Below are 12,531 nucleotides of genomic sequence, written 5' to 3'. Positions count from 1 at the left end.
TGTTCGGCCAGGTCGTCAGCCCCTCCTACTGGGTGGGACTGGTGCTGGTGTGGGGCGGCTCGGCGGTCTACCTGGGAACGGTGTTCGCGCGCGGTCGGCGCACGAGGGCCGCGTCCCGACCCTGAACACCCGGCCCACCGCCGTTGCGGGACGCACGGGTCCGGAAGCCGTGCCGGGTCAGGAGGTCCGTTGACGCCAGTCCGAGGACCACTGATCGGCGGCGACGTCCATGTGGCGATAGACGAGTTCGGTGGCCTCGTCCAGATCGCCCGCCTCGATCGCGTCCACGATGGGCAGGTGATGCGCGCGCCCCATCAACTCCAGGGGCTCGGCCCGGCCGGAGGAGAGCAAGACGATCCGCATCTGATCCTCCAGCCGCTTCCAGGACGCCAGCAGTGTCTGGTTCCCGCTCAGCCGGCAGAGCTGCTCATGAAAAGCCAGGTCGACGTTGAGGGCCTCGACGAAGGTCTGCCCCGGTTGGTCTGTGGGCAACGCCTGGCGCAACTGCTCCGCGTAGTCGGCGTGCTGCGGCGAGGCGATGACCTCGCGCACGGCCAGCGCCTCCAGCGCTGCGCGGACGCGGTACACCTCCCAGATCTCGCGCGCGTCGGGGGTGTGGACGTGCTGGGCGCCGCGGGGCCCACCCGTGACCAGGCCAGCGTTCTGCAGCGTCCGCAGGGCCTCCCGGACCGTGCCGCGGCTGACGTCGAAGCGCTCCGCGAGGTCCATCTCCGTCAGCGCCGCCCCCGCCCGGAACTCACCGGTGATGATGGCGTCGCGCAGATTCTCCAAGACCTGCTCGCGGAGCGTGAGGCGGTTGACCCGCCGGGAGGTAGAAGGCACGGAGTCAGGCTATCGAATGGTCGCCTACGCCCCGACGCGGCGCGACGGCTCGCCGAGTGCTCTCGTCGAACCGTCGCGGCATGCGTCCGTGGGGTCAGTGCGCGGCGGGCACCTTGGCGTCCTGCGGCGTCTCGGCGACGATTCGCGCCACCGCCTCTCGGGTGGCCTTGGGCCACGTCTCGCGGGTGACCAGCGCCGCGACCAGGCCGAGCAGCGAGTAGGCGGCGAACAGGGCTGCCGGCCCGACCCAGCCGAACTGCAGGAACAGCAAGGTGGTGGCGAACGGGGTGATGCCCGAGATCATGGCCGAGATCTGGTAGGCCAGCGAGGCTCCCGAGGAACGCACGTTCGCGTCGAACAGCTCCGGGAACCAGGTCCCCTGGGATCCGGCCAGCGCGTTCTGGCTGATCACGTAGGAGACGATGAAGACGACGATCAGCAGGACCCGGCTCCCAGTGTTCACCAGGAGGAACATGGGGAAGGCCCACACGATGTTGAAGGCGGTCACCGCGACGTACTGCGGCTTGCGTCCGATGCGGTCGGTCAGCATGCCCCAGCCGCAGGTGGCGAAGATGCCGATCGCCGCGGCGATGCACAACGCCAAGATGGTGTCGTCCTTGTCCCCCAGGTGGCTGCCGTCGGGCAGGACCGTGGTGGTGACGTAGCTCATCATGTAGGTGATGGCGACGGCGTAGCCGGCCGTCTCGGCGATCCGCAGCGCGATGCCGCGCAGGATGTTGCGCCAGTCGTTGCGGATGACCTCCTTGATGGGGGACTTGAGCAGCTCGCCGGCCTCCTTGGCCTCGTCGAAGACGGGCGACTCGGGGACCTTGGAGCGGATGACCATGCCGACCGCGACCAGGACGATGGAGAACAGGAAGGGCACGCGCCAGGCCCAGTCGCCGGGCAGATGGACCGAGACGAGGAACACCAGGTTGGCCAGCAGCAGGCCGATCGGGAAGCCTGCCTGCACCCAGCCGGTGTACTTGCCCTTGCGGTTCCAGGGGCTGTGCTCGTACGTCATCAAGATGGCGCCGCCCCATTCCGCGCCATAGGCCAGGCCCTGGACGATCCGCACCGCCACCAGGAGCGCGGGGGCCCACGCCCCGACCATCGCATAGGTGGGCAGCAGCCCGATCACGAAGGTGGCCAGACCCATGATGAGCAAGGACGCGACCAGGACGGGTTTGCGGCCCACCTTGTCGCCGAGGTGGCCGCCGATGATGCCGCCGAGCGGGCGGGCGACGAAGCCGACACCCAGCGTCGCGAAGGAGGCGAGCACCCCGACCATCGGGTCCTCGGCGTGGAAGAACGCCGTACCGAAGTAGAGCGCGGCGGCGGTGCCGAAGCCGATGAAGTCGTAGCTCTCGATGACAGCGCCGGCGGTCGAGCCGAGCGCTGCGCGGCCGACGTCCTTGGTCCCGTGCACCGGGCCTCGGATGTCGAGTTGGGTCTCACCCATGGGTCAAGCCTTCCCTTGGAGGCGCGCCCCTGCGTCCCGTCCTTGGGAGGGGGCTCGGCGCCAGTGTCGATGGCTTCAGCGTGCAAGACCAACACCCCCATTGTCAACACCCAACCGTTGACTGTTGACGTTTGACGTGTCAGGGTGGAGCCGCACGGCCTCACCGAGGAGGCCGGGCGGATGGAGAGGACTGAGCCGATGGGCTTTCAGACAGGAGTAGGACAGCGCACCGCGTTGGTGACCGGGAGCGCGTCGGATCGGGGCATCGGCTACGCCACGGCGCAGCGCTACGCCCAGGAAGGCTGGGCCGTCGCCCTGCTCGACCTGGACGCGGCGGTCGTGGCGGAGAAGGCCGCCTCGATCGCCTCGCAGTACGGCGTCCCCACCGTGGGGATCGGCTGCAACGTCGCCGAGGAGGACTCGGTGGCCGCCGCCCTGGCCACCTACCAGGCCGCGGCGCTGCCCCCGCTCGGGGCGATCGCCAACGTGGCCGGGGTCGCCTCCCCGCCCGACTTCCTCGACCTCACCCTCGTGGAATGGAACCGCGTCATCGGCGTCAACCTCACCGGTTCGTTCCTGATCTGCCGCGCCTTCGTGCCGCTGCTCATCGAGGGCGGGTACGGCCGCATCGTCAACATGTCCTCGGTGACGGCCCAGCACGGCGGTGGCGTGTTCTCCAAGACGGCCTACGCGGCCGCCAAGGCGGGCGTCATCGGCCTCACCAAGGGCCTGGCCCGCGAACTGGCCACCCACGGCATCACCTCCAACTGCATCGCGCCCGGCGCGGTGGACACCGACATCCGCGTCGGGTCGACCGATGAGAACGAGGCGGCGCTGTCGGCGGCCATCCCGCTGAAGCGCCAAGCCAAGCGCGAGGAGATCGCCGCCTTGTACGTGTGGCTGTCCAGCGAGGACGCCGCCTACATCACCGGAACCACCCAGAGCATCAACGGCGGGAGCTACATCGCATGAGCACCATCACCGAACCTGTGCGCACCCACGAGCCCGCGCGCGAGCTTCCCCTGGCCGACCGCGTCGCCCGGCTGCGAGCGGCCGCCTACCAGATCCGGCTCAACGTGCTGGACGAGGGCGAAGCCCAGGGCGAGGGCTACGTCGGGCAGGCGCTCGGCATCGCCGACGTCCTCGCCGCGATCTATATCGACCAGCTCCGCTACCGCCCCCTGGACCCGGACTGGGCCGAGCGGGACCGGTTCTTGCTGTCGATCGGCCACTACGGGCTGGCCATCTACGCGGCGCTCGCCGAGGCGGGCGTGATCCCCCGCGAGGAGCTCGCCACCTACGCGGCCGACGGCTCCCGGCTGCCCATGTCGGCCATGTGCACCTACACCCCCGGCGTGGAGATCTCCGGTGGCTCGTTGGGCCACGGCCTAGGGCTCGGCGTCGGGCAGGCGCTCGGCCTGCGCCACCAGGGCAAGGATCCCAAGGTCGTCGTGCTGTTCGGCGACGGCGAGATCAACGAGGGCTCCACCTGGGAAGCCGCGATGAGCGCCTCTCACTGGCAGCTCGGCAACCTGATCGCCCTGATCGACATGAACGGCCTCCAGGCCGACGGCAAGACCGCGGAGATCATGGCGAACGAGCCGCAGGAGGAGCGCTGGGCGTCCTTTGGGTGGCACACCCAGCGGGTCGACGGGAACGATCCCGCAGCCCTCATCCGGGCCTTCGACGAGGCGGTCGCCCAGTCCTCCCCCACCGGCAAGCCGCACATGATCATCTGCGACACGAAGCTGGGCAAGGGCGTCCCGCGGCTGGAGAGCCGCGAGAAGCTCCATTTCATGAAGATCGACGCGCAAGAGTGGGAGCCCTGCCGGGTCGAGCTCACCGCGGGCTACAACGCTGAGGAGAAGTGATGAGCACCACCACCGCGCCGCTGCGCTCGGCGGCCATGATCGCCTCGATCGCCGACCCCGGCGTCCGCACCACCAAGGCGCCGTTCGGCCACGCGCTCAACGCGCTAGCGGCCGCCGACGACCGGATCGTCGGCCTGACCGCCGACCTGGGCAAGTACACCGACATGCACATCTTCGCCCGGGAATACCCCAACCGGTTCTTCGAGATGGGCATGGCCGAGCAGGTCATGATGATGGCCGCCGCCGGCATGGCCCAGACCGGGCTGATCCCGTTCGCGTCCACCTACTCCGTGTTCGCCACCCGGCGCGCCTACGACTTCATCTGCCTGGACATGGCCGAGCCGAAGCTCAACGTGAACCTGGTCTCCGCCCTGCCCGGCCTGACCACCGGGTACGGCCCCAGCCACCAGGCCACCGAGGACGTCGCCATCCTGCGCGGCATGCCCGACCTGATCATCGTCGACCCGTGCGACGCGGTCGACATCGAACAGGCCGTCCCGCAGCTCGCCGCCACCGAGGGCCCCACCTACACCCGTCTGCTGCGCGGGGCGGTCCCCCGGATCCTCGACGACTACGACTACACGTTCGAGCTCGGCAAGGCGAAGGTGGTCCGGCCCGGCGACGACGTCGTGTTCGTGGCATCCGGCCTGATGACGATGCGCGCCTTGTTAGCCGCAGAGGAACTCTCGAAGAAGGGCGTCGAGGTGTGCGTGGTGCACGCCCCCACCCTGAAGCCGTTCGACGAGGAGACCGTCGTCGCCCAGGTCGACACCGACCGCCCGGCCTACACGCTGGAGAACCACACCGTGGTCGGCGGGTTGTTCGAGTCGGTGGCCAGCGCCCTGATCAAGCGGGGCATCGGCCGCAAGGTCGGCGCGATCGGCCTGCCGGACGCCTTCCTCGACGCGGGCGCCCTGCCCACCCTGCACGACCGCTACGGCCTGTCCACCCAGGCCGTCGTGGCGCGGGTGCTGTCTGAGGGCAGCGCTCGCTGACCAACCGACGCGGTGGCGTCTCGACCCGTCCGTGTCGAGACGCCACCGCGTCGCTCTGCACGCGGCTGCCCCGGCCAGCGGTCGGCTCCACTGAGGATCAGAGGGCGAAGCGGTCGGTGGCCTGCACCAGTTCCGCGACGATGTTCGGCTCGAACGCGCTGTGCCCGGCCAGCACGACCCGATAGTCGGCCTCCGGCCAGACCTGGTGCAGGTCGAACGCCGTGCGCGCCGGGCAGCAGATGTCGTAGCGTCCCTGCACGATCACGGCGGGGATCGTCGCGAGCTCGCGGGCGTTGCCGATCAGTTGCCCCTCCTCGAAGAAGCCACCGTTGACGAAGTAGTGGTTCTCGATGCGGGCGAAAGCAAGCGCGAAGTCGGGCTCGGCGTAGTGCGAAGCGTTGTCCTCGTCCTGGATGAGCGTGGTGGTGGTGCCTTCCCACGTGGTCCAGGCGACGCTGGCGCGACGGGCGGCCTCAAGGTCGTCGCCGAACAAGATCTCGTTGTAGCGCTGGATGAAGTCACCCTCGTAGACCGTGCCGTCAGAGTCGCGGAGGGCTTCGAGGTAGGACTCCCAGCGCTCCGGCGCGATAAACGAGGCGCCCTCGTTGTAGAACCAGTCGAGTTCGGGCCGCCGCAGCGTAAAGATGCCGCGCAGGACGAGTTCGCTGACGTGGTCGGGGTGCATCTCGGCATAGGCGAGCGCCAGGGCGCTCCCCCACGACCCGCCGAAGACGAGCCACTCCTCGACGCCGAGATGCTCCCGCAACTTCTCGATGTCGCCGACCAGGTGCCCTGTGGTGTTGGCGCTCATGTCGATGCCGGGCGTCGACGCGTGCGGGGTCGACTTGCCACAGCCGCGCTGGTCGACCAAGACGATCCGGTATTTCTTGGGATCGAAGAACTGCCGCTGCTGGGGTGCTGTTCCCCCGCCCGGGCCACCGTGGAGGAACACGGCCGGCTTGCCGTCGGGGTTTCCGGACACCTCCCAGTACAGCTGCTGGCCATCGCCGACGTCGAGCATGCCGGTCTCATAAGGCTCGACGGGCGGGTAGAGGGTACGTGCGGGCCGCAGGGGGTTGGTCTCCATGGCTCCGATCCTGCCACCAGGCGGCGGGCGGAACTGAGGTAGGTGAGGCAGGTCGCGTCAGCGGGCGTCCCCGGGCCACGACGATCCGTCGATCCGGCCCAAGAAGTCATCCGAGGGATCCCCCTCGTACCCCTCGTGGAACGGTTCAAGATGCGCGGCGGTCAACACTGACAGCGCGTTGAAGATGCCCGAGGCAAACTCCTCGGCAAACAGCGCTGACAGTGCTTGACGATGGGACTCCTCCAGGGAGTCCAGCAGCCCGTTCATCAGCACCTGGTTGGGGTCGGTGTCGGCGTCCGCGTTGGGATTCCACACCCCGACCCTGATCCGTTCGGCCGAGACCCGGCCGGGGCCCTGCAGGCAGGCCACCACCATCGCGTCGATCATCTGCCGATACAGCCAGCGGGAATCGTGCTCGGTCATGGCTCCATCATGCACGGCCCCGCGGCGTCAGGGCAGCCCCTGCTCAGGCGAGCCGCGCCATGAAGGAGCCCTGCTCCCGGTACATCTCCACGCTCTCGCGCAGGGCACGCAGCACGTAAGGCGGGAACTCCATGCCCTGCCGGTTGGCCCACAACAGCTTCGCCTCCAGGCGTCCGATCTCCTTGGCGAAGACCTCCAGCTGGCCGCTGAACCCCAGCACGTCGATGACCTCGCCCATGGTCGCCTGATGCTGGGGGTCGTTGTGGGTGCCCACCAGCTCGTAGGAGTGCTCGCGCAGCACCCGCGCCAGGTAGAGCTGCCAGGGCTTGAGAGTGCCGTCGGTGGTGATCTTCTCCGCGCTCATCCGGTAGAAGGCGAAGTGGCCGGGCTCCTGGCGCTTGATCTGGTTGATGATGGTGTCCCGGACGGCCAGCTCCCCCATCTCGTCGAGCTGACTCGACAACGCGTTGTAGGCCAGCACGGCCTGCCGCTCGGTGGAGGCCCCGGTGAAGTAGTAGATGGTGCGGGCCACGTCTTGGATCGGCTCCCACTTCGCCAGCGCTCCCAGCGCCTGGACCGCGAACCCGACCTGCAGCAGCGGCTCCGCCTCCGGCAGGTCGATGCGGCGCTTCAGTTCGTCGAGGATCTGCCCGTGGGCGATCTCCTGGTCGTACCAGACGTCGGAGTAGAACACCTTGTCGGCTTCGGACGGGTTGGGCATGATCGTGAGCAGTTCGAGGACGTTGCGCTCGACCTCCAACTCGACGCGCGCCAGGTAGTCCAAGACACCCGCGAACCGCGTCCGCAGCACGTCGGGATTGTTGACGGTGAAGTCGACCGAGTCCATGCGGATCGGAGGATGGTCTTCACCCAGCTTGTTGACATGCGCGAGCAGCGTCGCGTCGGTGATCAAACGGGAGCGGGCCACGCGCCCATGGTAAGCACGCCCCCGGCCGGATTCGCAGCCCGTGCCCACCCACTGGAACGATCGCTCTAGTCAGCCTCAGGGCACCTCCTCTTTGCGGGCTGTCCCACTCACTCACCTCGCGAGGCGTCCCTCAGCTGCGCTTCCAGTCCTCGATCGGCCAGTACAGGCGGCTCGCGACCCGGTAGAGCGGAAGGTCGGGGTTGACCGCCACCGGGCGGCCCAGCAGGCGCAACCAGCTCACGTCCGCGACCGAGTCGCCGTACCCGTGCGAGCGGGTCAGGTCGAGGCCGTGCCGCTCCGCGTAGTCCTTGAGCCACTGGGCGCGGGCCTCGTCCACCAGCGGAGGCGTGGCCAGGTAGCCGGTCAGCGTGCCGTCAGCGACCTCCATGCGGGAGGCGACCACCTCGTCGAACAAGGACGCCAGCGGGGCCGCGAACAGATCCAGCGAACCGGTCACCAGCACGGTCCGGTGACCCGCCGCCCGGTGCTGCTCGATCCGGGCCAGCGCCCCGGGACGCAGCGAGCGCACCAGCGCCTCGCCCCACGGCCCCTCCACGGCCCGCTCGACGTCGGCCACCCGGGTCCCCGCGTAGCGGCGGCTGAACGCCCGGACGAACTCGCCGCGGTCGCGGCGCTCCGCCTTGAGGTAGACGTTCGTCTTACTCACCAGGTCCACCAGTTCGCCGGGGAACTGCCCCACCGGCCGGATGAACCGCATGATCGACAGATATTGGGTGACCAGAGAACTGGGCAGGACGGTGCCCTCCAGGTCGAACACCGCCACCACGTCGGTGCCCGATTCCAGCGGCCGGGCCTGCGACCGGGACGCCTTGCGGGCGCTGGACGCCCGGGCGTGCACCTTCGCCAGCGACGTCATTGCGGGCAGGTGGACGTCTTGCCAGTAATGCGTCCAGTCGATGTCGCGGACGTCGAAGGTCTCCTCGAGCGGCGTCCCCTCCGGGAGCTTGGCCCCCAGCGCGCGGGTCTGCTGGTCGTCGAACAGCATCTCGGTGCGGGTGTAGCTCTGGTACAGATCCACGTAGGTGCGCAGCGACCCCAGGCCGCGTTCCATGCGGTGCAGCGAACTGCTCCACCGTTGCGTCAGCGGGTTCGACGGCAGCGCGGCCCCGATCCGGGAGCCGACCGCGGAGACGCGTTCCTTGAGCCGCAGCGAACGTTCCGCGGCGTTGTTGGCCGGGAACCGCCACGTCGGGACGACGATCGGACGCCCCTTGTCGTCCTCGAGGGGATGCTGCAGGAAGTAGGCCCGCACCTCGGCGTGCATGCGGTGGAAGGGCAGTGGGTTCGAGGCGCCGGAGCACACCTGGTAGTAGCCGGTCTCGGCGCGGTCGGGGCCCTGATGGCCCAGCTTCGCCAAGGCGAGCACCACGTTGACGACGTAGTCGACGGGGATGACGTCCAGCACCGAATCGGGCAGGCCCGGGAACTCGGGCAGGCTGCCCTTCGCGTAGGCCATGATCAGCGGATCGGCGACCTTGAAGCCGTCGATCCAGCCCGGCACCGGGTGCCGCAGCGCCGACTCGATGATGGAGGGGCGCACGATGGAGAGCCGGTGTCCCTGCCCGGCCCATTCCTGCTCGGCGACCCGCTCCCCCAGCGCCTTGCTGAACGTGTAGACGTCCGTCCAGCCCACAGAACGGGCGCGGGTGCGGCCGAGTTCGACCATCCGGGCGGTGATCCAGTCGACGCGGGCCTGCTCCGAGGCGCGCGCCACCGTCTTGGGGCCCTCCTTGCCGTGCCCCGCGGTCGCCTGATCGATGAAGGTCTGCAGCATCTCCGGGGTGCGGGAGGCCGCCTCCGCCTCCGCGCGCGCCACCCGTGCGGCCTGCAGCTCGGCCCGCCAGTCGACCTCGTGATCGACCGACGATTCGGGACGCAGCCCCTTCGCGATGCCGCCGACGTAGCAGGTCGACACGTGGATGACGTGCGGGTCGAGCCCGGACGCCGTCAACGCGCGGTACAACGCCTCGGGGCCGCCCACGTTGTTGGCGAACGCCTCCTCGATCGGCGCATCGAAGGACACGGTGGACGCCGAGTGCACCACCACGTCCACCGGCACGTCGATCCGCTCCAGCGTCGACAGGTCGCCTTCGAGGACGGCCGTGCGCTCGGCGAAGATCCGTTGCGCCTCGGCGTCCCCGACGCTGCGGCGCCAGGAAGCGAACACCGGCTTGCGGAGCAGGCGATCCAGCCGGGCGCGACCCGTTTGGCTGCCCTTGGGGCGGACGACGGCGGTGATGGTGGCGTCGGTGGAGGACAGCAGCCGCTCCAAGACGGCCTGTCCCAGAAAGCCGGTCACACCGGTCAGCAGGACGTTCACAGGTTGGTCGGGCATGGGGGGCTCCTTCCCAAAGCACCCGGGGGGATGCCTCAGCACGAGGAGCGTAATGTAGCGTGACCTCTCATGCGGGCAGCGCTCATCACCGGCGGCACCTCCGGCATCGGGCTCGCTTTCGCCCGGACGCTGGCCAGGAAAGGCCATCCCCTGATCCTGGTCGCACGCGACCCCGAACGCCTCGCCGCGGTTGCTGCAGACCTCGGGACCGCCTTCGGCGTGGGCGTCGAGACCCTCGTCGCGGACCTGAGCGTGCGCCACGACGTGGATCGGGTAGCCGCCCGGCTGCGGGCAGGTGACATCGACTTCCTGGTCAACAACGCCGGCTTCTCGCTCAAGACGCCGCTGGTCGGCGGCGACGACGACCTGGCCGACCGCGCCTACGAGGCGATGGGACGGACCCCGCGCGTCCTGGCTGCGGCCGTCGCGCCCGCCATGGTGGAGCGGGGCAGCGGCACGATCATCACCGTCGCTTCGGTGTCCGCGCTGACCCGGCAGGACTCCTATTCGGCGTTGAAGGCGTACACCCTGGCCGTCTCCGAGGTGCTGGCCGGGGAACTCGCGGGCACCGGCGTCACGGTGACGGCGGTGCTGCCGGGCTGGGTCCGCACCGCGTTCCACTCCCACGGCGGCACGAAGCGGTCCAAGGTCCCCGCCGTGCTGTGGTTGAGCCCCGACCAGATCGCCACCGAGGCGTTGCGCGACGCCGCCCGCGGCCGCGTCGTGTCGGTGCCGTCTATGCGGTACAAGATCCTTGCCACCGTGCTGCGCCTGCTGCCCGGTGGCCTGATGCGTTCCCTCTCATCGAAGATCTCCGGACGGCGCGGCGCGCGTCCGGCTGTGGAAGGAGACCGGGCATGACACCCGACGTCAAGCACATGAAGTGGTGGGGCTGGGGCGAGGAGGGCGTGTTCTTCAACTACCTGAACAAGCCCGGCTTCGCGCCCTTCGTGAAGAAGGCCCTCGCCGTCGACCTGCGTCCCCGCAAGGTCGACACCATCGCGTTCGACCCGACGACCGTGCCCGACTCCCCGCTGCCGATGAGCCTGCGCGACGCCCTCGTCGCGGCGACCTCACCCGACCACGTCACCGTCGATCCCCATGAGCGGGTCGTGCACGGGCACGGCAGTTCGGTGACCGAACTGCTGCACGTCAGCCGCGGCGACTACGGGCGCCTGCCCGAGGTCGTCGTCTACCCGGCCAGCGATGCCGAGGTCGCCGGGGTGCTCACCGCCGCCGTCGAGCAGGACGCCGTCGTGGTGCCGTACGGCGGCGGGACGAACATCGCCCGCTCCCTGCAACTCGACCCGGCCGAGACCCGGCCGATCATCTCGCTCGACACCGGCCTGCTGGACGGTCTGCGCGAGCTCGACGAGGATTCCGGCCTGGCCCGCGTCGGCGGCGGCATGCAGGGCCCCGCCCTGGAGGAAGCCCTCAACGACCGCGGCTGGACGCTGGGGCACATGCCCGACTCGTTCACGCACTCCACGGTGGGCGGCTGGGCGGCGACCCGCTCCTCGGGCATGCAGTCCGACAAGTACGGCGACATCGCCGACATCGTCCGCGGCATGACGGTGGTGCGTCCCAGCGGGACGGTGACGCTGCGGCCGGTGCCCAGCGAGTCGACCGGCCCGTCGCTGCGGGAGATGTTCATCGGCTCGGAGGGACGCCTCGGCGTCATCACCGAACTGTGGCTGCAGGTGCACCGGCTGCCCGCCGAGCGCGTCGTCGTCGCATACATGTACCCCGCCTGGAAGCCCGCAGTCGACGCGATCCGTCAGATCGCCGCCGAGGAGGTGCCGACCACGTTCGTGCGGATCTCCGACGGCAACGAGACGGGGTTCTCGCTGGCCACCCAGAAGGCAGCGACCACCGTCAAGAAGAAGGTCGAGGCCGCTGCGCAGGCCGGACTGTGGGCGCTGATGCGTCGTCGTGGCTGGGACACCGACCAGATGTGCATCAGCTACGTGTGCCTCGAGGGCTCCGCCGACGATGTTTCCCGGCGCCGCAAGGCGGTCGACAAGATCGCGCGCAGCCACGGCGCCCTGTCCCTGGGCACCGGCCCGGGAGCCCTGTACGACCAGAAGAAGTTCGACACCCCCTACCTGCGCGACTTTCTGCTCGAACAAGACGTGATGGGTGACGTGTCGGAGACCGCGGCGCCCTGGTCCAAGCTCAACGGCGTCCACCGGGCCGTGTACGCGGCCGCCCAGAAGGCGTTCGCGCAGCTGGATCGCACCGGCTGGGTGATGTGCCACCTGTCGCACTCCTACCACGCGGGCGCCTGCTTGTACTTCACGTTCGCGTTCAAGGTGGGCGAGCACCCCGACGCCGAGTACGCCCTGGTGAAGTCGTCGATCCAGCAGGCGTTCGTCGACGCAGGCGGGACGCTGTCGCACCACCACGGCGTCGGCATGGAGCACGCGCCGTGGATGGAGCAGGTCGTCTCGGCCGAAGGGGTCGCGATCATGCGGACGCTGTTCGAGGCGACCGATCCGGGCGCTCACCTCAACCCGGGCAAGGTCATCGACGCGCCGGTGACGCTCTTCGACCAGCTCTCCTGACG

General features: G+C 69.4%; 11 protein-coding genes. 5 read left to right on the top strand and 6 right to left on the bottom strand.

Annotated elements, in window-relative coordinates; genetic code table 11:
- Positions 1–177 precede the first annotated feature (177 nt).
- Together V7E09_RS03305 and V7E09_RS03300 are read right to left on the bottom strand one after the other, a co-directional pair.
- Entirely contained in the window at positions 178–843 is a 666-nt protein-coding gene (locus tag V7E09_RS03305; RefSeq protein WP_324523018.1) for a GntR family transcriptional regulator, read from the bottom strand.
- A 94-nt stretch (positions 844–937) separates the two neighbouring features.
- The gene (locus V7E09_RS03300; protein ID WP_324510885.1) at positions 938–2,305 is read right to left on the bottom strand and encodes an MFS transporter; all 1,368 of its coding nucleotides are present in this window, start codon (positions 2,303–2,305) and stop codon (positions 938–940) included.
- A gap of 198 nt (positions 2,306–2,503) precedes the next feature.
- Here V7E09_RS03300 and V7E09_RS03295 point away from each other — a divergent pair, with 198 nt between their 5' ends.
- The 3 genes from V7E09_RS03295 to V7E09_RS03285 are packed head-to-tail and all read left to right on the top strand — an operon-like array spanning position 2,504 to position 5,171.
- A complete protein-coding gene (locus V7E09_RS03295) occupies positions 2,504–3,277 on the top strand; it encodes an SDR family NAD(P)-dependent oxidoreductase (protein ID WP_324510884.1) in 774 nt (257 codons plus the stop codon).
- The gene (locus V7E09_RS03290; RefSeq protein WP_324510883.1) at positions 3,274–4,176 is read left to right on the top strand and encodes a transketolase; all 903 of its coding nucleotides are present in this window, start codon (positions 3,274–3,276) and stop codon (positions 4,174–4,176) included. Before V7E09_RS03295 ends, V7E09_RS03290 begins: the two co-directional genes overlap by 4 nt.
- Entirely contained in the window at positions 4,176–5,171 is a 996-nt protein-coding gene (locus V7E09_RS03285; protein ID WP_324510882.1) for a transketolase family protein, read from the top strand. The genes V7E09_RS03290 and V7E09_RS03285 overlap by 1 nt, the downstream gene beginning before the upstream one ends.
- A gap of 97 nt (positions 5,172–5,268) precedes the next feature.
- Here the strand turns inward: V7E09_RS03285 and pip are convergent, their stop codons facing one another.
- The 4 genes from pip to V7E09_RS03265 form a co-directional block, all read right to left on the bottom strand.
- Positions 5,269–6,258 (bottom strand): prolyl aminopeptidase, encoded by a 990-nt coding sequence (pip, locus tag V7E09_RS03280; protein WP_324523017.1) that lies wholly within the window; start codon positions 6,256–6,258, stop codon positions 5,269–5,271.
- Between the two features lie 57 nt (positions 6,259–6,315).
- Entirely contained in the window at positions 6,316–6,681 is a 366-nt protein-coding gene (locus V7E09_RS03275; protein WP_324510880.1) for a DUF6547 family protein, read from the bottom strand.
- 43 nt (positions 6,682–6,724) lie between these two features.
- Complete coding sequence (locus V7E09_RS03270; RefSeq protein ID WP_324510879.1) at positions 6,725–7,609, bottom strand: GTP-binding protein LepA; 885 nt, start codon at positions 7,607–7,609, stop codon at positions 6,725–6,727.
- Positions 7,610–7,739: 130 nt separating this feature from the next.
- Positions 7,740–9,965 (bottom strand): HAD-IB family phosphatase, encoded by a 2,226-nt coding sequence (locus tag V7E09_RS03265; protein ID WP_324510878.1) that lies wholly within the window; start codon positions 9,963–9,965, stop codon positions 7,740–7,742.
- 69 nt (positions 9,966–10,034) lie between these two features.
- Between V7E09_RS03265 and V7E09_RS03260 the strand changes: the two genes are divergently transcribed.
- Both V7E09_RS03260 and V7E09_RS03255 read left to right on the top strand, forming a co-directional pair.
- The gene (locus V7E09_RS03260) at positions 10,035–10,826 is read left to right on the top strand and encodes an SDR family NAD(P)-dependent oxidoreductase (RefSeq protein WP_324510877.1); all 792 of its coding nucleotides are present in this window, start codon (positions 10,035–10,037) and stop codon (positions 10,824–10,826) included.
- Positions 10,823–12,529, top strand: coding sequence for an FAD-binding oxidoreductase (locus V7E09_RS03255; RefSeq protein WP_324510876.1), 1,707 nt, complete (start codon positions 10,823–10,825; stop codon positions 12,527–12,529). Before V7E09_RS03260 ends, V7E09_RS03255 begins: the two co-directional genes overlap by 4 nt.
- The last annotated feature ends 2 nt before the right edge of the window (positions 12,530–12,531 follow it).

The sequence above is a fragment of the Propioniciclava sp. genome (genome assembly GCF_036744435.1).
Taxonomy (GTDB): Bacteria; Actinomycetota; Actinomycetes; order Propionibacteriales; family Propionibacteriaceae; genus Propioniciclava.
This window is presented reverse-complemented; position numbering and strand designations above follow the sequence as displayed.